The sequence below is a fragment of the Anabaena sp. UHCC 0204 genome, from assembly GCF_009711975.1.
In the GTDB taxonomy this organism is placed as follows: Bacteria; Cyanobacteriota; Cyanobacteriia; order Cyanobacteriales; family Nostocaceae; genus Dolichospermum.
On record NZ_VIKW01000082.1, the window covers coordinates 34,611 to 56,881 of the forward strand.

General features: G+C 38.8%; 16 protein-coding genes, 1 pseudogene and 1 riboswitch. Of the genes and pseudogenes, 6 read left to right on the forward strand and 11 right to left on the reverse strand.

Translation table 11 applies throughout. The annotated features are described in order from the left end of the window. Window positions 1-4: 4 nt before the first annotated feature. The 9 genes from FJR04_RS25325 to FJR04_RS25365 all read right to left on the reverse strand — a co-directional run bounded on the left by FJR04_RS25325 (window position 5) and on the right by FJR04_RS25365 (window position 5,622). Complete coding sequence (locus FJR04_RS25325) at window positions 5-541, reverse strand: DUF4126 domain-containing protein (protein WP_168500084.1); 537 nt, start codon at window positions 539-541, stop codon at window positions 5-7. 283 nt (window positions 542-824) lie between these two features. Further along, complete coding sequence (locus tag FJR04_RS25330) at window positions 825-1,169, reverse strand: type II toxin-antitoxin system PemK/MazF family toxin (RefSeq protein ID WP_168500086.1); 345 nt, start codon at window positions 1,167-1,169, stop codon at window positions 825-827. Beyond that, complete coding sequence (locus tag FJR04_RS25335; RefSeq protein ID WP_168500088.1) at window positions 1,166-1,441, reverse strand: ribbon-helix-helix domain-containing protein; 276 nt, start codon at window positions 1,439-1,441, stop codon at window positions 1,166-1,168. Before FJR04_RS25335 ends, FJR04_RS25330 begins: the two co-directional genes overlap by 4 nt. Before the next feature lie 128 nt (window positions 1,442-1,569). After that, the gene (locus tag FJR04_RS25340; protein WP_168500090.1) at window positions 1,570-2,349 is read right to left on the reverse strand and encodes a hypothetical protein; all 780 of its coding nucleotides are present in this window, start codon (window positions 2,347-2,349) and stop codon (window positions 1,570-1,572) included. Window positions 2,350-2,485: 136 nt separating this feature from the next. Beyond that, entirely contained in the window at window positions 2,486-3,307 is an 822-nt protein-coding gene (locus tag FJR04_RS25345; RefSeq protein ID WP_168500092.1) for an energy-coupling factor ABC transporter ATP-binding protein, read from the reverse strand. Continuing rightward, the gene (cbiQ, locus tag FJR04_RS25350) at window positions 3,282-4,094 is read right to left on the reverse strand and encodes a cobalt ECF transporter T component CbiQ (RefSeq protein ID WP_168500094.1); all 813 of its coding nucleotides are present in this window, start codon (window positions 4,092-4,094) and stop codon (window positions 3,282-3,284) included. Before cbiQ ends, FJR04_RS25345 begins: the two co-directional genes overlap by 26 nt. Next, window positions 4,091-4,393, reverse strand: a complete 303-nt coding sequence (locus FJR04_RS25355; RefSeq protein WP_168500096.1) for an energy-coupling factor ABC transporter substrate-binding protein — start codon at window positions 4,391-4,393, stop codon at window positions 4,091-4,093. The genes cbiQ and FJR04_RS25355 overlap by 4 nt, the downstream gene beginning before the upstream one ends. Further along, window positions 4,380-5,159, reverse strand: a complete 780-nt coding sequence (locus FJR04_RS25360) for an energy-coupling factor ABC transporter permease (protein WP_168500098.1) — start codon at window positions 5,157-5,159, stop codon at window positions 4,380-4,382. The genes FJR04_RS25355 and FJR04_RS25360 overlap by 14 nt, the downstream gene beginning before the upstream one ends. A gap of 20 nt (window positions 5,160-5,179) precedes the next feature. After that, a riboswitch (cobalamin riboswitch) is annotated at window positions 5,180-5,334 on the reverse strand. A 51-nt stretch (window positions 5,335-5,385) separates the two neighbouring features. Beyond that, window positions 5,386-5,622 (reverse strand): hypothetical protein, encoded by a 237-nt coding sequence (locus tag FJR04_RS25365; protein ID WP_168500100.1) that lies wholly within the window; start codon window positions 5,620-5,622, stop codon window positions 5,386-5,388. Between the two features lie 382 nt (window positions 5,623-6,004). On the opposite strand from FJR04_RS25365, the gene FJR04_RS25370 reads away from it, so the two are divergent. Both FJR04_RS25370 and FJR04_RS25375 read left to right on the forward strand, forming a co-directional pair. Then, window positions 6,005-9,016, forward strand: a complete 3,012-nt coding sequence (locus FJR04_RS25370) for a DUF1574 family protein (protein ID WP_168500102.1) — start codon at window positions 6,005-6,007, stop codon at window positions 9,014-9,016. 141 nt (window positions 9,017-9,157) lie between these two features. Beyond that, on the forward strand, window positions 9,158-10,657 hold the full coding sequence (locus FJR04_RS25375) for an MBOAT family protein (protein ID WP_168500104.1): 1,500 nt from the start codon (window positions 9,158-9,160) through the stop codon (window positions 10,655-10,657). A 43-nt stretch (window positions 10,658-10,700) separates the two neighbouring features. Here FJR04_RS25375 and FJR04_RS25380 read toward each other — a convergent pair whose 3' ends face one another. Together FJR04_RS25380 and FJR04_RS25385 are read right to left on the reverse strand one after the other, a co-directional pair. Further along, complete coding sequence (locus FJR04_RS25380) at window positions 10,701-12,848, reverse strand: amylo-alpha-1,6-glucosidase (protein ID WP_168500105.1); 2,148 nt, start codon at window positions 12,846-12,848, stop codon at window positions 10,701-10,703. A 131-nt stretch (window positions 12,849-12,979) separates the two neighbouring features. Beyond that, window positions 12,980-13,948, reverse strand: coding sequence for a TIGR03885 family FMN-dependent LLM class oxidoreductase (locus FJR04_RS25385; protein WP_168500107.1), 969 nt, complete (start codon window positions 13,946-13,948; stop codon window positions 12,980-12,982). A 420-nt stretch (window positions 13,949-14,368) separates the two neighbouring features. On the opposite strand from FJR04_RS25385, the pseudogene FJR04_RS25390 reads away from it, so the two are divergent. The 4 genes and pseudogenes from FJR04_RS25390 (at window position 14,369) to FJR04_RS25405 (ending at window position 22,161) form a co-directional block, all read left to right on the forward strand. Continuing rightward, window positions 14,369-15,397, forward strand: a pseudogene (locus FJR04_RS25390) (AI-2E family transporter). Window positions 15,398-15,484: 87 nt separating this feature from the next. Next, complete coding sequence (locus tag FJR04_RS25395) at window positions 15,485-18,211, forward strand: cation-transporting P-type ATPase (RefSeq protein ID WP_168500109.1); 2,727 nt, start codon at window positions 15,485-15,487, stop codon at window positions 18,209-18,211. A gap of 321 nt (window positions 18,212-18,532) precedes the next feature. Beyond that, complete coding sequence (gene psbA / locus FJR04_RS25400; protein WP_168500111.1) at window positions 18,533-19,615, forward strand: photosystem II q(b) protein; 1,083 nt, start codon at window positions 18,533-18,535, stop codon at window positions 19,613-19,615. Between the two features lie 344 nt (window positions 19,616-19,959). Beyond that, a complete protein-coding gene (locus FJR04_RS25405; RefSeq protein ID WP_168500113.1) occupies window positions 19,960-22,161 on the forward strand; it encodes an HAD-IIB family hydrolase in 2,202 nt (733 codons plus the stop codon). Window positions 22,162-22,271: the final 110 nt, after the last annotated feature.

The following is a 22,271-nucleotide window of genomic DNA, read 5'->3' on the forward strand; positions in this document are numbered from 1 at the left end:
CCTGTCACCTCTCTCTATACCAGTTATACCAATATTTCGCGCTGCGAATGGCAAACCAGAGCAGGATTAAAGCCATTAATCCTCCTTGACGAGGAGCATCAACAGCAAAAACTACAAACGTAATACACAATATATCTTGTATAAATACTGCCCATATTGGCAAACCACGTAAGCGATAAAACCAACCTACTAAAACTAGCTGAAATACAAAAGCTAATAAACCACCAATCAATGCAACTAACCAACTTGGTGTTTCAGTCGCTGAAGCAACGGCTAAACCCATTAAAGCCCCGACGAAGGGAGATAAACATAAATGAACTTGCTGTACTATTCTCTGTCCAATTAATTTTTTGGAAGCAAATAGTTCAAATAAAGACCAACTAGTTAGTAGTCCGACTAAAACATGGGGTGAAAAATTTGATAATATTGGTAGCTGTGACCAGAGCCGATCACCTTGTAGGAGACCAATAATTAGTAAAGGTACACCTATTCTCATCCCAGCAGCAGCACCAGCAGATAATATGGCGAGAATTTCAATCATGGGTATATCCCTGACTTTACTAAATTAGAAACGGTGCTTTATTCATACTGACTGTTCCTTCTAATGGTTTCTGATCAAGACTAAATGAAATTAACATAGTCATGTTAGATGCAGGTTTAATTACTATATATACACTGTTGTAGTCTATCCTTTGATCTTTTGGATATAGTAATAAACCGCATATTTACTCTTCACTTTGCGACATCGAAGGAGTCAGTAGTCAGGAATCGAGGAGTCAAGAGGGAGAAGGAAGGAAGAATAAGAAGAAAGAAGAAGAAGGAAATTAACCCGGTAAGTCTAGTGCAATTAACAAGGCTTGCTCCAGATGTGCCATAACAACCGTAGAAAGTACACCTCTTAAACGCAAAAAGCGGGTTTTTGACAATACCCGCACCTGATCTGCCATTGCGATTGAGTCTTTCCTAAGTCCGCCATCTGGTGCTAAAATTAAAACTTGAGTAGGGTAAACTCGCTTCCCATCTTGATAGGTAGTACAGGGGACAGCTAAAACTACCGGGCTAGATAGATTAATCACGTCACGACTGACAATAATTACCGGGCGAGTTCCTCCCTGTTCTGAACCTTCAGTCATCTCCAGACGCGCATCGTATATCTCACCCCTTCTCATCTTGGAGATTCCCCTAGCTGCAACGCCTCCCACTGTGCAGTGGCAAATTCCACCTCTAGTCTTAGAACTTCTGCTTGATAATCTGGATCATTGGCCATTTCTGATAGTGCAGCATCTATTTCGGCTCGCTTTTGGATAGCTAGTTCTCGCCGCAAAGCTTGGACAACAAAATCATTCCGATTTTTAGCCTTTCCTTCCACAACTGCTTGATCTGTAGCTTCTAGCAGTTCTCTAGGAATGGTGAACGTCGTGCGAATGGTTTCTGCTTTCATAGCGCGTTCATTATTTGATGATTGAAGTGATGTCTTATATCATATCGTTTTACGCATCAATTAGTAAATTTAAAATAAATGGGAAGTTTCCACCTCCCATTCCCCCAGGAAATTATTTTGTAATTTGATTAGACAAGATAACTAGTATTCGGCACAATAGGGAACATTGCATACTCATACCAAGCCGTCCAGAGAAAACTGCGAAGCCATCGCTGGCGTTTTTCTAAACTTAATTCGTATGCAAATGCACCAGAAGAGGCATCAATGGAAGATAGATGAGAGTTGCATCCACAGCCATGTTGATAGGTGAAACCGTATTTGGAGGCTATACTCTGCACCTTCATTTGGATAGCAAAAACCTTACCTGCGTGTAATATGGCATCCCAGGAACGCTTATGTTCTATATCACGCTGATCAAATCTTAATGCCCGTTCTTCAAATACATGATCTCGATAAATTGGTGCTAAATGGACATGATAGAAACTAGCTGGTAGTTCATAACCAAACTCTTGGAAAAGTTCTAATCCAATCTGGGCTACTTTTACTTCATTAGTGTATTCAGCACCCTTTGATTCAACTTTACGCAGAACTTCTTCAAAGTTGGGATAGTTGTGAACCATAAAGTCATGTCCATAAAATTCCAGGGTTTCCCTTGCTAGTTGCCCAAATAGCTCCGAAAATGAAGGAATTAGATGAAATAGATGTGGGCGATCGCTAAACAAATCAACATCACCAGATTGCAGTTTATATTGAAACAACTGCGCCATTTCAACATAGGTTTGTGTATCACTCAGTCTGACATTTGCCCTTCCTTTTGCAATATCTTGCCACACTGAAGGTAGTTGAGAAACAGTAACCGCATTTTCACCAACAATTACTGTAACGTTAGAGGCTTCTTGAAGTTGCATATCCAATTTCCACAGAGTGTTTAATTAACTAATCTACTGTAAGTAATCCTTTTTTTATCTTCCCAACATAATTAAAAAATGTTTGACAGGCTGTCTTTTGACATGGGACAGAGGATATCCATTACAGATTCTCTTCTCAGACATCTTTTAATATCCTTTGTCTGACTCTCTCGATAATTATTTTTTCTTCAGCAGATAGACCATTGAATAACATTTCATATATTATTGGTAAACCCAACTCTAAATCCTCTAAAAGAGTCCGCTGGCTAAATACATCTTCAGGTTTTCCTTCTAGCATCAATTGTCCTTTATCCATGACAAAAACCCAATCTGACCAGCGATACACTAAATCTAAATCGTGAGTTGCCATTAATAGAGTGTTACCATTTTCATGAATTTTTTTGAGAGTTGCCATCAAATTACGAGTATGTTTAATATCTAAATATGCGGTAGGTTCATCTAATACTAAAAGTTGTGGTTGCAGTACCATGACATCAGCTATGGAAACTCGCTTTTTCTGCCCTAAACTGAGATAATGTACTGGTGTTTCTGCTAAAGTAGTTAGCCCAAATTCCATTAAAGCTGCTTCTACTCGACTTTTAATTTCTAGTTCCGGCAAACCTAAATTACATAAACCGTAAGAGATATCTTCTTCAACCGTAGAAGCTACTAACTGTTGTTCTGGATCTTGAAAAACTAAACCAACTTGTTGCCGAATTTTACTGAGATAATCACGATTATAAACTAACGGTTGATTACACCAGCGGACAACACCAGAATTAGGTTTATATAGTCCATTCGCTAACAAGAAAAGTGTGGTTTTACCACAACCATTTTGACCAATTAAGGCACACTTCTTCCCAGAAGGTATTTTCATGGTTAGACCATTTAAAGCTGGTTGTTCTGAACCTAAATAAGTGTAATATACTTGATCAAATTCGAGTAAATATTCCTGCATCTCGGCAAATTTCTAATCCTATTAATACTACACATCCCAAAATTGCTTCAATAGTATATCGTTGAGATGGTTGATAACGTCGGGGATGCCAAACTCGAAATTCACCAGTGAAACCCCTAGCTTGCAATCCGAGAGAAAACTGATGATATTTTTGTAGAGTTCGCTGTAGTAATTGTCCTATTAATAGTGCTAAACTCTTCATACTACTATGCCAAGTGCGGTAGCCACCACGAGAATTTTGTGCTGTCCACAATTCATTGGCTGTTTTGAGGAGAATAAAAATAAACCGATACATTATTAATAATAAATCGGTTAAAAGCACGGGAAATCTGTAGCGACGCAGAATTTCTAATATCTCTGTGAAAGGGACAGTTAACATGAGAAAATATAAACAGGAAACAGAAGCTAATGCTCTTGTTAAAATTCCCCATGCTTGAATGCTACCACTGCGACTGATATAAATATAAAAATGTCCGAGATTTAGCCCAAACAAAGAATCTAATTGCACACTGGGAAAATTATTAATTGCCACTCCATTTACCATTAATGCTGGTAAACTTGTCAAACAAAAAACTAGGGTGAATGATAATAACCGAAAATAAACCCTAGCAGGTATTTTGGCATAAATAACTATCCAAACACCCATCCACAGTGATATTAAAATTTGCACTAGAGAATGGGTAGAAATGGAAATTGCCAGAGTCGTAAATGCGAAAATCAGTTTATGTTCTGGTGGTAATTTTCGGAGGCGATTAGTGTAAGCTAAAGTGTCTAGTGCTAGACTCATTCTTCACGTTTTTGTTGTTGAGAACGTCCTTTGTAGACACCAATAGCATAACCAACTAATCCAGCACCTAAAGCGGCTTGTGAAGCAAATAATAGGCTTTCTATTTCTCCACTAGCTGGTTCAAAAAGTGATTTAAACCATGGTTCATATCCAGGTTGAATTTCAGTAATTGCTGCTTCGGCTTGGCCATCTGCACCAGCAAATTCTCCATCACGCACAAGTATTAACGGGGCAATTGCTAAAGCGAAAACTGCTAATATTAAAAACCAGTTATTCAATCCTGTTTTAGATTGATTCATTACTTTGATGTCCTTGCTTGATTAATTGCAAAAGTTTTAATTCTTGAAGATTATAGGATTGTAGCCAATTCCACACTAAGACAGTTAGTAATCCTTCGCTAATTGCTAAAGGAATTTGAGTAATTGCAAAAATACCGGCGAACTTAGTAAATGAAGCGATAAATCCACCAACAGGTGCAGGAAAAGCTAGAGCAAGTTGGATAGAAGTGATGATGTAGGTGAGTAGATTTGCTAATGCTGTTGCTAAAAATATGGCGATTTTTTGTTTACCACTCAACTGCATGATGAGATTATATATCCAGTAAGCTGCATAAGGTCCAGCGATCGCCATTGCAAAAGCATTTGCTCCCAATGTCGTTAAACCACCGTGGGCTAATAACAAAGCTTGAAATAAGAGTACCAAGCTACCTAAAACTGTCATAGTCAAAGGTCCAAACAGCACTGCACCTAATCCTGTTCCTGTGGGGTGAGAACAACTACCTGTCACGGAAGGAATTTTCAATGCTGACAGGACAAAAGCGAATGCACCAGCTAAACCTAAGAGCAGTTTTAACTCTGGGTTAGCCTGGGTAATGCGTGTGAGACTACGTAATCCTAAAACAAAAAATGGTAAGGCCAAAATCCACCAAAACATCGCCCACTGCACTGGTAAAAAACCTTCCATAATGTGCATCGCATAGGCAGGTTGTGGTGAACCAACTACCAAATAAAAACTAATAAATCCCATCAGGGTTAGACTTACTAACGCCTGTTTTTTCCTGGACATAACCTGTACCTCGCAGATTTATGGTATGCGTTTCTATCGGCGGGTATTCTGACTCACCATAGTATGGCTCACAGTTGCGGGACAGTGCCGGGTTTACACCAAACTTTCCCCCTTACCTCCGACAGGACTAAGCGAGTGAGTGCTTCCCATCAGAACCGATAGCAGTCACTATATCACTATTGAACTGTCGGTCTCTAGAAAGTTTGCTTTGGAAACAAAGACGCTATTAAATCTTGTTTAATTCTTGATCATCTGGAAAATTGAGGATTGGTAAGCGATCGCCTCGAAATAATTCTTCAGTTGCTTCACCTAGATTGATCAAAGCCTCACTTGTAGCTTTCTGAGCGATAAGTAACATCAGTATAGATACTGTCCCCATTTGCAATAAACAAGTTGGGGGAATGGTAAAAGCAATCAAATTTAATCCGGTTTGAAAAGAGAACTGTTCGTTTACAGGTGACATTGTAATTATTAAGTAATTTAGTTGATGGGTAAAATAGACAAAAAAGTCCATCCTCAGTTCAGGAGACAGAATTTATAGAAGTGCCACAATCTGAAAACTATGGCTACGATATAGTACGTCAATGCTAACAGAAGAAAAATATAGCAGATCAAAGGTTAAAAGTATTCTTGGATCTCATATCACAGTATTGCCTGCTTCCTGGGCGCTGTCCCTGAGTCCTTACCCTCTAAATTCTTCTAAAATACTATCTTTGTCAATTTTGCAAGCTGCGAAAGTAACAAAATTGTTAAAAAAAAACGGCAAAATGTGATAATTCTATGATTCTAGTTTACAAGTACACGCCAAATCCCCAATCAACCCTTCCTGTTAAATTCTTCTGCCCATGAAAACAGTATTACTTGAGCGTCAAACATCCTTAGTGCAATGGGTTAGCCAAGCAACAGGTATAAATACTTTCGGGGTAAAAGTCCGGTTGTTAGGTAATGATCTGCATATTTTGTGTGAAAGCGTAGAATGTCCACAACGTTGGCAAACTTTGTCTGAATTGCTACAAGCACTCCAGCAAACAGATGTTGATACCCTCACCAACGACGAACAACCCTCAATATACCAAGTGTTAGTTTATGGTCGAAAAAAAGGGGAACACCGTCCCGAATGGTGTCATCGGGTGTACTTAAACCAGCTAGAACGGCATTTAGAACAGGTAGAACAGGCCTTATTAGCAGAGGCAGAAACACTAACAAATTCTAGTGGTTCATTGATTGTCTCTAATGAGAGTTTGGCACGCCAAGGAGATGTAGATGCGATCGCTCGCTATCTGAGTGAATACCTCAGTCATTTAGGGGTAGCAGTACAGGTAAAGATTCATCCTTGTCAATCTAAGGATAATTCCCAAGCGATCGCCAATCGTCTGTTAATATTTTGTCAGTCAAGCTATAGCCCTGATCCTTCATTATTAGCAGAAACAGTCGCCCAAAAGCTAAGACATCTGAAACTTTCTGGCTATCAAGATGCTGTCATTATTTCTCAAGTGCGGGGCGAAATTGAGCCAGATTGGCGGTTACGAATAGATTTGACACCGCCAGAGGTAATGTTAAAAGAATGGGCGCGTTGGGGAGATGTGCAAGCGATCGCGAGAATATTAACCGAGGAACTCTTAGGTTTTAAAGTAGCGGTGCAAACTTCTCTCAAAGAATCTACTCTTCACATATTTTGTACTCCAGCTTTTGATCCCTTGGAAACTTCTCCTGCACCAGATAAGGAAACCGCCCTAGAGGCCATTGTCCCTCTGCTCGAAACTATCGCCCCCCAAGCCATTCTTTCAGCAGCCATATATGGACAGAAAACAACGGATAAACAACCAGTTTGGATTGATTGGGTATCTTTACCCGCATCCCAGCACCCTGCTTTAGTTACATCTGCCTTGGATCTTGCCCATGCAGGAGATCAACCTGCAATTATCTTTTTATTAGAGCGTCTACTCAATCCTGACCTAGATTGGCGATTGAAAACAGGTGGTATCCGTGTACTGTTAGTTCGCAAAGAAGATTTATTACACATTATGTGTGATGCTCCCATTTGCCCCACACGCCATCAAGTCTCTAGTAAAGTTACTCAATTTATCCGCCAACTCAAAATTTCTGGTATTACTGGTGTTCGTGTTTATGGCCGTCGTGCAGGTGATAAAGAACCTGTTTGGCATTATGGCCTTGACTTGGGAGAACGTTCTCGATTAGTTCCCGAAGCAACACCAGAATTTGCTGCTACATCTGAATACGTAAGTTCCCTCATTACCAATGAAACTAATGAGCCGATTCTGCGTCCAGATTTAACAAAAGAAGAAGTAAAAACATTTGTCAAAGAAGTAACAAAAAATTGGTTAGCAAATACCAATCAACAAATCAGAAAATTGCTTTTAAACAGTCAATTATTTACAACATCTAATCCCGAAATAGATCAAAATCCTGATGATCAAGGAATTCGCAGTGGTATTATCTGGCTGGCTTTAGGATTACTTCTGGCCTTCCAAAGTGATTTGATGTTAGGTTATGTTTTATCATATACTGTCAAAAACTCTGCCAAAGTTACTAATAATCTAGTTCCCCCTATATCTTCACAATCACAAATATCAATAGCAGCACCAAATGAACAAACAACAGCATTTTCAACACAACCAATAACAACAGAAAACCCTAATAATCAGTCTGCATTTAATGATTCTGGATTCATAAATGGTAATAATTTACCAGCCGCACCATTAAAAGAGAAAGCCACCGCTACAGCAATTTTATTAGCAGCGCGATCGCCAATGCCCAGTTTTAATGCTAGGCAATTAGATGAACAATTAGCTTTATATAAACAGCGTCTAGCCCTGAAAAAGCGTCCACCAGATGTCCTCATTATTGGTTCTTCTCGCGCCCTCAGAGGAGTTGATCCTGTCGCCCTTTCTAAAGCTTTAGCAGCCCAAGGCTATCGGAATATTGATATATTCAACTTTGGCATCAATGGAGCAACAGCCCAAGTTGTTGATTGTCTGATTCGTCAAGTTTTAGAACCAGCAGAACTACCGAAAATGATTATATGGGCAGATGGTTCTCGCGCTTTTAATAATGGTCGAGAAGATATCACGTTCAACGCAATTGCAGCCTCACCAGGATACAAACAAATATTGCAAAAAGCTAGAACAACAGTAAAAACTGATGCCATACCCCAAAATAAAGAAGATGCTCCTGAAAAAATTATCAGTCAACCTGAAGTAGAAAATATTAATATCTATGAAGCAACTAACGACTGGTTAAATCAATCTGTAGCTAATTTATCTGCCAGTTATAAAAACCGTGAACAAATTAAAATTATTTTGCAAAAACAACTTCAACATCTTCCTTTTAATCATCAACATCCCCAAGTAAAACCAGTAACTAACCTGACCAAAAATTCTGAAGCAGATACCACCTCTTCTATTCAAGGTGTTGATTTCGATGGATTCTTACCTTTATCCATTCGCTTTAATCCCGCAACATATTATCAAAATCATCCCAGAGTTTCTGGAAGTTATGACAATGATTATAAATCTTTCCAATTAACAGGTAAACAAGATCAGGCATTTAATTCAATGTTAGAATTTACCAAAAACAATAATATCTCTTTAGTATTTGTGAATATGCCCCTTACCTCAGATTATTTAGATCCTGTCCGCACAAAGTATGAACAGCAATTTCAAGAATATCTATTAAATTTTACCGGACATTCTAATTTTATCTATCGTGATTTAAGTCAGCTATGGCCAACAGCAAATGATTATTTTTCTGATCCCAGTCACCTTAATCGTTATGGTGCTTATGAAATATCCAAAAAACTAGCAGTAGATCCCATTATTCCCTGGACTAAAAAATAATGGTTCTTCGGTACTTGTTATTCTAAGTTCCCAATTGGGTAAGAGGGAACAGAAAAAAGTTTTGAGCGATTTTACTTTTATGCAAACGTTTTGGTTATCTAACATCCACCTACTTACCAATTCATCATCAATCAATAAACAATGAAATTTATATCAATTTTTTATGGGCTTTTTTTGCTGAGTGTCTTAATAATTTACTGGAATGTCTATTTAGTAAATCTAAGATTATGGATACTACTCATAGCCAGTCTTGTTTTTTACGCATCTTTGCACATTCAATATATACCATTACTGTTGACACTAACTTTTATAAATTTCCGTATAGGTTTAGAAATTGGCAATAATACTTCACCAGGAAAACATTCTCAAGACTGGCGTTTATCTAATGAAGAATGGCAATTTGCTCAAGCTGACTGGAATCAACGCCGACTTAAATTATTAGGGATTGGTGTCGGCTTTAATATTTTTATTCTCTTGGGTTTTAAATACCTCAATCCTCTCCTAAATTTAGTTTTTAATCTGCCTACAAACTCACCAGAATCAACAATTAAATTAGTTGCTCCCTTAGGAATTTCCTTTTTTACCTTTGAATGTATTGCTTATTTAATAGATGTTTATCGTGGCGCTCCAGCTACATCTAAATTTATACAATTTGCCACTTATAAATTATTTTTTGCAAAACTTATTTCTGGACCAATTACTCGCTATCATCATTTAGCCGGTCAATTCAATACACTACGATTTCCCAGCATTGATAGACTCGCAGAAGGATTATGGTTAATTGCTAGAGGTGCTGTTAAAAAAGGAATTCTCGCTGATAATTTGGGGATATTTGTGGATTTATGTTTCGGTAACTTACAACGAGCAGGTAGTACAGATTTATGGTTAGCTACCTTTGCTTATGGCTTGCAATTATATTTAGATTTCAATGGTTATGTAGATATTGCTCGTGGTAGTGCGTTACTTTTTGGTTTAGTTCTACCTGAAAATTTTGACTTTCCCTACTTTAGTACCAGCATTGGGGATTTTTGGCGACGCTGGCATATAACATTGGGTGATTGGTTGCGGAATTATCTCTACTTTCCTTTGGGTGGTTCTCGTCGTGGTTTAATACGTACCTGCGGAAACTTATTGATAGTAATGTTAGTAGCTGGTATTTGGCACGGTTCAGCTTGGGGTTTTATAATCTGGGGATTATTGCATGGAATTGCATTAGGAGTTCATCGTCTCACAGATGTGATCAGCGATCGCTTTAAAATTCTCACCCTATTTTGGCAAAACCCTTTAGGAATAATATTTGCTTGGTTTTTAACACAAATCATGGTTTTCACATCTTGGATTTGGTTTCGTCTCCCCAACCTCCAAGACTCATCTTTAGTTATACAAAACCTTTGGGGACATACTGCTGATCAACAATTTGCCGAAAAAGTTTATGTAGAAGCTCTCAATATCACTCAATATCAACTTTCCTATTTATTAGCAGGAATAGCTCTTTTGATGAGTGTCTCCTATTTCTTTAACCGAGGGATGAAATTAGAGTTTAGCTGGCCTATTAAAATTGTCTTCATACCTTTATGCTTTTATGCAGTTTGGTTACTAGCTCCTGAAGGTAGCTTACCCTACATCTATTTTGATTTTTAACTAGAATATTTAGATCCCCGAAGGGACTAGCAACTTGGGTTATTTATGATTTTTCCTCAATCTCAAGTTGGCCAGATTGTACAGTAGCATCCCATTTTGTAGAATCACCATCTTTCCAAAAATGTAAGTCAACCAAAGCTGTACCCACTTCCAGACGACGCAACGTTAATTTTGATAGAGATGTTGGTAAATAGGGATTTATATAAAGCCGATGATTCGGTGCATCTGCTTCTAAACCAAGTGTAGCTTGTAAAAGTTGAAATACTGATGCTGCTGCCCATGCTTGGGGAACATTAGCCTCTAAATAGGGTATGGGAAAGTTGCCAACTTCTCGCTTGATACCTGCGTAAAGTTCTGGAAGACGATAATTGGCAAAACAGCTACCCGCATCAAAAATACCCTCTGCAACACGGGCTACTTCTTGAGCAAAACCGTAACGTTTTAATCCCATTGCAATAATACTATTATCATGAGGCCAAACCGAACCAAGATGATAAGAAAAAGGATTATAAGCTGGGTTTTGGGCAGATAAAGTTCTAATTCCCCAACCCGTCCACATATCTGGTTCAAACAAACGTTTAACTACTTTTTCTGCTCGTTCTGGACTAATAATACCACTCCAAAGACAATGACCAACATTGGAAGATACTGTTTTTACTGGCTGTTTATCAGCGTCAAGAGCAAAGGCATAAAAACCAATATCTTCACACCAAAAACGTTCTTCAAATAACTGACGAAGTTTTAAAGCTTTGCTGCGTAAATCAAGAGAAATATCATATTCTCCTAACACTGAAAATACTTCGGACATTCGCATCCAAGCATCATAAACATAACCTTGTAATTCACATAAAGCCTTGGGTGCTTTTACCTGACTTCCATCTGGGTAAACAATTGCATCACCAGAATCTTTCCAACCTTGATTTTCTATTCCATAAGGTGAAGAACTGCGAATTTGGTACTCTTGAAAACCATCACTATCAAAGTCGCCATATTGATCAATCCATTCCAAACAACGCCAAGCTACATCTCGTTGTTCATGTAATAAAGAAATATCTCCTAACCATTTCCAAGCTTCATTTAGTAATATCAAATATAAAGGTGTAGCATCCGCAGTACCATAATAAGGTTGATGGGGAATTTGACCTAAATACGCTAATTCACCAGTCCGAATTTCATGTAAAATTTTACCCGGTTGAGCATCAACAAAGTCATCCAATTTATTAGCTTGTAATTGACCAAGTTTTTTGAGAGTACCAATTGCAAAACCTGCATGAGTAATCATATTTTGCAAGCTGACAATTGTACTATCTCGACCAAATAAAGTTACGAATTTAGGAACACCAGCCGCAGGTATCCATACTTCATCTGCTAAATCATAATTATACAGTCTTAACGCCCCAATATCTTCCACCGATTGACGATAGAGCAAGTTTAAATTCTCGTTATTACAAACAATTTCGGAGACATTATCAATCCATTGATAATGTAGATGGTCAATTCCTGTATTAATAACGTTTCTATCTACTGCTTGTCTATAAGATAAGTCTGGTGTAGAAAGCACACGATGATTATTAACTAAGATGTAATTACAATTAGCTTGCCAAGTTTCTTTAGATTTTAAAGTTACTTCAAAAATTAGACGACCATTGGCGTAATGAGGTGTAGAGTTACTGTTACTAATTTGATAAATTAAGCAACGATGGAAATCACAATTATTATAGCTTGTACTTAATTCTGTCTTTCCTAAATCCCATATAGTTTCAATTTTGCCTCGCCGCACAAATTGCCGTGTTTCTACTTCAAAAATATCGGCAAAGTCTGAACGAAGTGCAATTTCTAAGTTAAAGCTGACTGGCTCAATACCATAATTAGTTAAATTAAGTTCTTCATGAATTCCTTTCTCAACAGTTCTACTAATAATTAAGGAAAGCGAACCTTCTTTAACTTTACCATTTCTGCTAGTAAATTCTGGGTTAGTGAGATAAATTCTAGCAGCGTAATAAGTAGTTGTGGTGGAACTTAACCGTATCCATTCACAACCATCAATATAACAGGCGTAATAACTTAAAAAGCGAGTATCATCAGCAAATATTCCTTGATGATCATTCCGAATCTGTCCATTTAAATCACTCACCATAAAGGTACGATTATGGCTAATAGTCAGAATTGGTGAACCAACACTAATTCGCATAGTTTATTCTCCAATAAGTAATAGTGAAAATAACTCCTGTAGGGGCGAAGCATTCGGGCGATAAATTATCGGTTTTTTCCCAAGTTTATTTTCCGAATGCTGATGCTTCCAGTCCCGTTAGGGATACGCCCTTACACCAAATGCTTCGCCCCTGGTAAAACTTTTTCACCAAATACTGCAATAAAATTCTCTTGTTCGCGGTTGACATTATGCAGATAAATTTCACTAAATCCCAGTTCTATATATTTTTGCAACCATTTTATATGTTGTTCTATATCGGCAGAAATTCGCACGAACTGGTACATATCCTCTGGTTTGACAAATTCTGCGGCTGCGTCAAATTGATGAGGATGACGTAAATCAGACAATACTGAACTTTTGAAAATATTTGTGCGCCATTGTTCGTAAGCTGTTTGTAAAGCTGTTGTTTCGTCTTTGGCGTAGGAAAGTTGTACTTTTAAGTACATGGGTTTGCCTTCACCACCACCACGCCGAAAGGCTTCTACTACTTCTTTGAGTTTTTCATCAGGGTGAGATATGGTAATTAATCCATCCGCCCAACTACCTACCCATTCAGCGGTTTGAGGAGTAATTGCTGCACCAATAATTAAAGGCGGAATTTGAGGACGGGTATAAAGCTTTGCTTTTTCTACAGTAATTAAACCGTAATGGGTGACAGTTTCTCCAGCCCATAATGCCCGTATTATATCAACACATTCTTTTAAGCGAATATTGCGATCGCATTTAGCTAACCATCCTTCTCCGGTAATTTGCTCATTTATGGCTTGTCCACTGCCTAATGCTACCCAAAAACGTTGAGGAAACATCTCTGCCAGTGTAGCCGCAGCCTGGGCGATGATAGCAGGGTGGTAACGCTGTCCGGGGGCGCAAACAACACCAAAAGGTAAATTGGTGGCTTGCATGGCTGCACCTAGCCAAGACCAAGCATAACCGCTTTCTCCCTGGCGATCGCTCCAAGGATGAAAATGATCTGAAGACAGTACAGCATTAAAACCAGCTTTTTCGGCTGTCTGCACATACTCTAGAAGCCGACTAGGTTTAAATTGCTCGTGGGAAGCATGATAACCAAATTTCACCATAAAAATTACTCTAATTTTTTCCCCATAATTAAACTAACAAAAGCTCGTAGTAAGGACTTTAGTCCTTAAAATTACCCACAAAAATCCATAACAACAATAGTTGAAAATAAAAAACTCAATTTGAATATACTTCCTTAAAAATATCTGATCCAGTTGGATAATACATCCATCTACAGTCATGCCATAATTATCAATGTTTTTACTAAATCTCATCCAAAAGACATATTTTTTGTATATAGCATTTCTTAGTCTAACGACGTACAAACTTATCTGTATCTGCGTTCATCTGCGTTTATCCTCTTCCATCTGCGGTTAATTCTTTCTTCTTATACCTCACTTAAATGGGAATTGCTATATTTACATTTAAACTCAATCAGCATAATTAATAATAATGCCTTTCATAGGGGAGATAAGACAGACGTGAAATTCGATCAATTATTTGGCTTAATAAGCTTAATTGCTTCTTTATATATTCTTTGGCAAATTCGACGCTTGATGTTACTGTTTTTTACAGCAGTAGTCCTAGCTACAGCTTTAAATCAGTTGGTTTTACAATTACAAAACTTGCAGATCAAGCGTTCTTGGTCAGTATTACTCAGTATTTTTGGATTGCTATTACTATTTATCGGCTTCTTCTTCTTGATTGTGCCTCCTTTTATTGCTCAGTTTCAAGAGCTTTTAAAACTTTTACCAGCAGGGATATCCAGAGTTCAAGATTAGCTCAACTATTTAGAAAATCGCTTTGGAGGAGAAACCGAATATTTACCTAATATCAATGACTTAATTCAAGAAATTCAACCTTTAGTTATGCAGGTGTTTGAGAGGTCAGTTACAATATTAAGGATCTCTATTAACGCTATTTTAGAATTTCTATTAGTTTTAGTTTTGACACTGATGTTATTGGCAGATCCTCAACCATATCGTCGAGCATTTATCCGATTATTTCCCTCATTTTATCGCCAACGCGTTGATGACATTCTTTCCCGTTGTGCAACTGGGTTGGGAAATTGGACAATAGGTGCTTTAATTGAAATGTTATTTATTGGTGCTTTGAGTGGGATTAGTTTATTAATTTTGCAAGTTCCTCTAGTATTGGCTCATGCTGTTTTAGCCGGATTACTTAACTTTATTCCCAATATTGGACCAACTTTAAGTGTAGTATTTCCTATGGCGATCGCTCTTATAGATGCACCTTGGAAAGCTGTAGCAGTTTTAATTGTTTATGTTGTAATTCAGAATATTGAAAGTTATTGGTTAACTCCCACTGTTATGGCTCAACAGGTAGCTTTATTACCTGCTATTACTCTCACTTCTCAAATATTTTTCGCCACTTTTTTTGGAGCATTAGGATTAGTTATGGCAATACCATTAACTGTAATTACTAAAACTTGCTTAGAGGAAGTTTTATTTAAAGATATTTTAGATAAATGGGAGCATCCATATTTTTAATCTTGGATTTTAATCTGTATGATCATAGCAGATCAAAATGCTGAATTACAATTTTCTCAGAAAGGTAATACTTAGGAGTAAAAAATTATGACAGCATCATCTACAAATCAATTAACAGAATATAAATGGCATAACTTACCTATACAGGAAGTCAGTCAATATTTAAACAGTAATATTGAAACAGGTTTAACTGCTGCTGAAGTAGCCAAACGCAAAGAAAGTTTTGGTGCTAATGAACTGAAAGCAAAACGCGGAAAAAGTGCTTTATTACGATTTTTGTTGCAATTTCATCAACCGCTACTTTATATTTTATTAATTGCTGGTGCGGTGAAAGCATTTTTGGGACAATGGGTAAATGCTGGAGTAATTTGGGGTGTAACTTTAATTAATGCTATCATTGGTTTTGTGCAAGAATCAAAAGCAGAAAGTGCGATCGCTGCTTTAGCCTCATCAGTTAAAACTAACACCACTATTATTCGTAACAGAAATAAACTCCAAGTTCCCTCTACTGAATTAATCCCCGGAGACATCGTATTATTAACATCAGGTGATAAAGTCCCAGCCGATTTACGACTTGTACAAATCCGCAATTTACAAATCAACGAATCAGGATTAACAGGGGAATCTGTTGCTGTAGAAAAAAATACCCAACCAGTACAAGCAGATGCAGTTCTAGCAGAACGCACTAATATGGCTTATGCTGGTAGTTTTGTAACGTTTGGAACTGGTAAAGGCATAGTAGTTGCTATTGGTACAGCCACAGAAACTGGGCGAATTTCTCAATTAATGGAACAGGGAAATATCCTCAAAACCCCCTTAACTCGGAAGTTTGACAAATTTAGTCGCACCCTACTTTATATTATTTTAGGAATTGCATCTTTAACATTTGCTGTCGGTTTAGGATACGGTAACACCTGGGTAGAAATGTTTGAACCTGCGGTAGCTTTTGCTGTGAGTGCCATTCCTGAAGGATTACCTGCTGTAGTTACTGTCACTTTAGCCATTGGTGTTTCCCGCATGGCCAGCCGTCACGCCATTGTTCGCAAGTTACCCGCAGTGGAAACTCTGGGAGGTGCTACAGTAATTTGTTCTGATAAAACTGGGACTTTGACTGAAAACCAGATGACAGTACAAGGTATCTATGCAGGTAATGAATATTATACAGTCACGGGTACAGGCTATGCACCAAGCGGAGAAATTTTGCTAGACGAAAATCCTGTAGATATTCATGATGTTCCTCCTCTAGCAGAGTGTTTACAAGCTGGTTTGTTGTGCAATGATTCCCATTTGGAAGATAAAGATGGACAATGGATAGTAGTTGGTGATCCTACCGAGGGCGCATTAATAACTGCTGCGAATAAAGTCGGGTTAACCCATAATAATTTACAAGCAACTATATCTAGGCTTGATGTCATCCCCTTTGAGTCAGAGTATCAGTACATGACAACTCTGCATGAAATTGAACAACAAGAACGAATTATTTACGTTAAAGGTTCAGTAGAGGCGATTCTCAAACGTTGTCAACAAATGTTAAATTCATCTGGGGAACTTTCTCCTGTGGATACAGAAACTGTAAATCAGCAAGTTGATACAATGGCGCATCAGGGTTTACGGGTGTTAGCTTTTGCGAAAAAACCAGTTTCTGAGAATCAAGATTCATTAGATCATGCAGATATCGAGAATGATTTGATTTTCTTAGGTTTACAGGGGATGATAGATCCACCCCGTGCTGAGGCTATAAGGGCGGTGCAAGCCTGTCAACAAGCTGGTATTCAGGTGAAAATGATTACAGGTGATCATGCTGTCACGGCGGCTGCAATTGCATCTAGAATGGGTTTTAATCATCATCGGGAAGTGAGGGCTTTTACAGGTGCAGAACTGGCGAGAATGGAAAAACCAGAATTGGCTACAGCTATAGAAGATGGGGTAGTATTTGCCCGTGTAGCACCAGAACAGAAATTGCGAATTGTGGAAGCACTGCAATCTAAAGGTGAAATAGTCGCCATGACAGGGGATGGTGTCAATGATGCACCAGCGTTGAAACAAGCGGATATTGGTATTGCTATGGGTGGGGCGGGTACGGAAGTTGCCAAAGAAGCCGCTGATATGATTTTGACAGATGATAACTTTGCATCTATAGAAGCTGCTGTTGAGGAAGGAAGAACAGTTTACCAAAATTTATTGAAAGCGATCGCTTTTATTCTTCCTGTGAATGGAGGTGAATCTATGACGATTTTAATTAGCGTTTTGTTAGCTAGAGATTTACCAATTCTCTCTTTGCAAGTTCTCTGGTTAAATATGGTGAATTCCATTGCTATGACAGTTCCTTTGGCTTTTGAACCCAAGTCTGATCGGGTAATGCAACAACCACCACGTAATCCCAATGAAAAATTACTTTCTCCTAATTTAGTTAAACGTATTGTCCTCATTTCTATCTTTAACTGGATTTTAATTTTCAGTGTCTTTGAATGGATGCGACAAACCACCGGGGGGGATCTTGCTGTTGCCCGCACAATGGCAATTCAATCTTTAGTAGTAGGCAGAATTTTTTACTTATTAAGTATTACTCAATTAGGCGTTGCTCTTGTTGGTAAGATTCAAGGAATTAGACGGGAAATAGGTGATCAAACTGCAATGTATATCGGCATTGCCAGCACTATTGTTTTACAGATCATCTTCAGCCAATGGAGTGTGATGAATAAATTATTTTATACAGCCCCCTTGGACTGGAATCAATGGTTAATATGTTTACTTGTTGGATTGCCGATGATTGCAGTAGCAGCCTTTGCCAATCGTTTAGACTCTAATTTTTGATGTTGCTACTCTTTAGACATAAATAAGTGAAAATTAAATGTGCGTTTCTTAGAACCTTTGTAGAGACGTTCGATGGAACGTCTCTACTTTTCTGGAGATGTCTTTTAGATAGCAAGCAGGGAGCAAGGAGGAAAATCTTCTCTTCTGCAACCTGACTCCTGACTTAAAATTCTGTAAACCTCAATACATTAGCAAAACATATAACTGATATAACAAATACTAATTATAATTATCTTTACAAAACTCAACTTATATTTTAATGTTGAATACAGATAGGCAAAACAACCTATCAACATCATACGAAAATAAAGCACTCATAAAATGACCACAACCATTCAACAGCGTTCAACCGCTAACGTCTGGGATCGCTTCTGCGAATGGATCACCAGCACCGAAAACCGGATTTACATCGGTTGGTTCGGAGTATTGATGATTCCTACCCTGTTAGCTGCTACCACCTGCTTCATCATTGCATTCGTTGCTGCGCCTCCCGTTGACATTGACGGTATCCGTGAGCCAGTTGCAGGTTCTTTGATTTACGGAAACAACATCATCTCTGGTGCAGTTGTTCCTTCTTCTAACGCTATCGGTTTGCACTTCTACCCAATCTGGGAAGCTGCTTCCTTAGACGAGTGGTTGTACAACGGTGGTCCTTACCAATTGGTAGTTTTCCACTTCTTAATCGGCGTAGCTTGCTACCTCGGTCGTGAATGGGAATTGTCTTACCGCTTAGGAATGCGTCCTTGGATTTGCGTAGCCTTCTCTGCACCTGTAGCAGCAGCTACCGCAGTATTCTTAATCTACCCAATCGGTCAAGGTTCATTCTCCGATGGTATGCCTTTGGGTATCTCCGGTACATTCAACTTCATGATTGTGTTCCAAGCTGAACACAACATCTTGATGCACCCCTTCCATATGTTGGGTGTAGCTGGTGTATTCGGTGGTTCTTTGTTCTCTGCAATGCACGGTTCACTCGTTACTTCTTCTCTAGTTAAAGAAACAACTGAAACCGAATCACAAAACTACGGTTACAAGTTCGGTCAAGAAGAAGAAACCTACAACATCGTTGCTGCTCACGGTTACTTCGGTCGCTTGATTTTCCAATACGCTTCTTTCAACAACAGCCGTCAATTACACTTCTTCTTGGCTGCATGGCCAGTAGTTGGTATTTGGTTCACCGCTTTGGGCGTAAGCACAATGGCGTTCAACTTGAACGGTTTCAACTTCAACCAATCCATTATTGATTCTCAAGGTCGCGTTATCGCTACTTGGGCTGACGTAATCAACCGCGCTAACTTGGGTATGGAAGTAATGCACGAGCGTAACGCTCACAACTTCCCCCTAGACTTGGCTGCTAGTGAAGTTGCTCCTGTTGCTTTGACTGCTCCTGCAATCAACGGCTAATCTGAAAAATTCAGATAATTAAAAGATACCCTCCAGAAATGGGGGGTATTTTTGTTTGTCAAGATTGATCTTGCCATCTGCTGTAACTGGTTTACTGCTTTTCTCATTCACATCGCAGACACATTATCAAATCAAGGAAATCTGACCTTAGATAAAGTCATATCAGCAGTTCAATCTGGTTTAATAGTTACTAAGCTGATGTAGCAAAAAATAGCAATATTCTTGTTAAATTTGGCGAATTGTGCCACTTCCCTGTATGATAGATGTTTCACTTGTAACTACAAAATCAATTTAGTAAAAGACTAGACATCACCAACTATACAGTCAATTATGGAGGAAGACAAATGTCCAACAGCCCAGGACTGTACATTATACTCGTCAGTGTTCATGGTTTAATTAGAGGTCATAATCTAGAGCTAGGAAGAGATGCCGATACCGGCGGACAAACAAAATATGTAGTCGAACTAGCCAACACATTAGCCAAAAGTCCCCAAGTAGAAAGAGTTGATTTAGTCACAAGACTGGTAAATGATCCCAAAGTTAGCCCTGATTATGCCCAACCGATAGAAATACTTTCAGACAAAGCCCAAATTATTCGTCTTGCTTGTGGTCCACGTCGTTATCTCCGCAAAGAAGTTCTCTGGCCACATTTAGATACCTTTGCAGATGAATTACTCCGACATATCCGCAAAGTGGGAAGAATACCAAATGTCATTCATACACATTACGCCGACGCGGGATATGTTGGTAGTCGGGTTGCTGGTTGGTTAGGAACGCCTCTTGTGCATACTGGTCATTCCTTGGGACGAGTCAAACAGCAACGATTATTAGAACAAGGAACGAAACAGGAAGCGATTGAAGAGAATTTTCATATTACTACCAGAATCGAAGCAGAAGAAATTACCCTGGGGGGTGCAGCCTTAGTTATAGCCAGTACAAATCAAGAAGTTGAGCAGCAGTACAGTGTATACGATCGCTATCAACCAGAAAGAATGGTGGTTATTCCTCCTGGTGTGGACTTGGATCGCTTTTACTCAGCCGCAGATGATTGGCAAAACCCACCCATTCAAAAAGAATTAGAGCGTTTTCTCAAAGATCCCCAAAAGCCGATGATCATGGCGATTTCTCGTCCAGCGATTCGGAAAAACGTCAGTAGTCTGATTAAAGCTTATGGCTCAGATCCTGAGTTACGGAAACTGGCTAACCTGGTAATTATATTGGGAAAACGAGATGACATCATGACGATGGAATCGGGTCCTCGTCAGGTATTTATCGAGATATTGCAATTAATAGATCGCTATGATCTTTATGGTTTTATGGCTTATCCCAAACACCATAATGCTGATGATGTTCCAGATTTATATCGGCTGACGGCTAAAACCAAAGGAGTCTTTATTAATCCAGCCCTAACAGAGCCATTTGGGTTAACTTTGATAGAAGCTAGTGCTTCTGGTGTACCTATTATTGCTACTGCTGACGGCGGTCCCAGGGATATCTTAGCAGCTTGCCAGAATGGTTTGCTAATTGATCCCCTGAATATTAAAGAAATACAAGCTGCTCTGCGTACAACTCTAACAGATCCTGAAAAATGGCAACGCTGGTCTAAAAATGGCTCGGTTAATGTCTGCAAATATTTTTCTTGGGATAGTCATGTTGAGAAATATCTAGAAAAAATCCGCTTATTTCCTCAACGACGAATTCAATCTTTACTCAGTCCTCTACCTGCATCTCCTGCTGCTGATCATCCAGAGTGGAATGTGCCAGATACCAATCGTCTACCAACGGCAGACCGTTTTCTAGTTTGTGAAATTGATAATACGCTATTGGGTGATAAAGAAGCTTTAGAAAAATTGATTCATCGCATTCGTAGCGAAGGACATACAACCGGAGTTGGTATTGCTACTGGACGCTCTTTAGAAAGTACCTTGAGTATGTTAGAAGAATGGCGCTTCCCCATGCCAGACTTGTTAATTACATCAGCAGGTAGTGAAATCTACTATGGTCCGCAGATTGTTACAGATACAAGTTGGCAAAAACATATTGGTTATCAATGGCAAGCTCAAGCAATTCGTCAAGCGATGAAGAATATCCCTGGTGTGGAATTGCAACCACCAGAATCTCAACGCAAGTTTAAGATCAGCTATTTTGTTGATGAAGCCAAAGCGCCAAGCTTCCGGGAAATTATCCGCCATTTGCGTCGTCAACAACTGCCAGTCAAGGGGATTTATAGCCACAATATGTATCTGGACTTAGTACCTATCCGGGCTTCTAAAGGAGATGCAATTCGCTATGTGGCTTTAAAATGGGGTTTACCTGTTAACCGCTTCTTGGTAGCAGGGGCATCAGGTAATGATGAAACTATGCTTGGTGGTAATACTTTAGGTGTTGTGGTAGGAAATTACAACCCAGAAATTGAAAAGCTGCGGGGTGTTCCACAGGTTTACTTTGCTCAAGGGAATTATGCTTGGGGTATTTTGGAGGCTTTAGATCATTATGACTTTTTTGGTAATTTGTCTCAAACACCGTTGGAAATGGTGAAAGGTTAATTAAGTAAGAAGGTGACAGGGAACAGGGAATAGGGAAAAGATAAGAGTTTGATGGCTGATTTTCTCACTTCACTAAATTAAATTTAGCTGCGTATTAGCTTCAGAAGGTG

Bases quoted from the DNA above. Each gene is read 5' to 3' on its own strand.
- FJR04_RS25395 (WP_168500109.1), top strand. From the start codon at position 15,485: ATGACAGCATCATCTACAAATCAATTAACAGAATATAAATGGCATAAC.
- FJR04_RS25385 (WP_168500107.1), bottom strand. From the start codon at position 13,948: ATGGTGAAATTTGGTTATCATGCTTCCCACGAGCAATTTAAACCTAGT.
- FJR04_RS25375 (WP_168500104.1), top strand. From the start codon at position 9,158: ATGAAATTTATATCAATTTTTTATGGGCTTTTTTTGCTGAGTGTCTTA.
- FJR04_RS25380 (WP_168500105.1), bottom strand. From the start codon at position 12,848: ATGCGAATTAGTGTTGGTTCACCAATTCTGACTATTAGCCATAATCGT.
- cbiQ (WP_168500094.1), bottom strand. From the start codon at position 4,094: ATGAGTCTAGCACTAGACACTTTAGCTTACACTAATCGCCTCCGAAAA.
- FJR04_RS25345 (WP_168500092.1), bottom strand. From the start codon at position 3,307: ATGCAGGAATATTTACTCGAATTTGATCAAGTATATTACACTTATTTA.
- FJR04_RS25325 (WP_168500084.1), bottom strand. From the start codon at position 541: ATGATTGAAATTCTCGCCATATTATCTGCTGGTGCTGCTGCTGGGATG.
- FJR04_RS25370 (WP_168500102.1), top strand. From the start codon at position 6,005: ATGAAAACAGTATTACTTGAGCGTCAAACATCCTTAGTGCAATGGGTT.
- FJR04_RS25355 (WP_168500096.1), bottom strand. From the start codon at position 4,393: ATGAATCAATCTAAAACAGGATTGAATAACTGGTTTTTAATATTAGCA.
- FJR04_RS25365 (WP_168500100.1), bottom strand. From the start codon at position 5,622: ATGTCACCTGTAAACGAACAGTTCTCTTTTCAAACCGGATTAAATTTG.
- FJR04_RS25330 (WP_168500086.1), bottom strand. From the start codon at position 1,169: ATGAGAAGGGGTGAGATATACGATGCGCGTCTGGAGATGACTGAAGGT.
- FJR04_RS25405 (WP_168500113.1), top strand. From the start codon at position 19,960: ATGTCCAACAGCCCAGGACTGTACATTATACTCGTCAGTGTTCATGGT.
- FJR04_RS25340 (WP_168500090.1), bottom strand. From the start codon at position 2,349: ATGCAACTTCAAGAAGCCTCTAACGTTACAGTAATTGTTGGTGAAAAT.
- FJR04_RS25360 (WP_168500098.1), bottom strand. From the start codon at position 5,159: ATGTCCAGGAAAAAACAGGCGTTAGTAAGTCTAACCCTGATGGGATTT.
- psbA (WP_168500111.1), top strand. From the start codon at position 18,533: ATGACCACAACCATTCAACAGCGTTCAACCGCTAACGTCTGGGATCGC.
- FJR04_RS25335 (WP_168500088.1), bottom strand. From the start codon at position 1,441: ATGAAAGCAGAAACCATTCGCACGACGTTCACCATTCCTAGAGAACTG.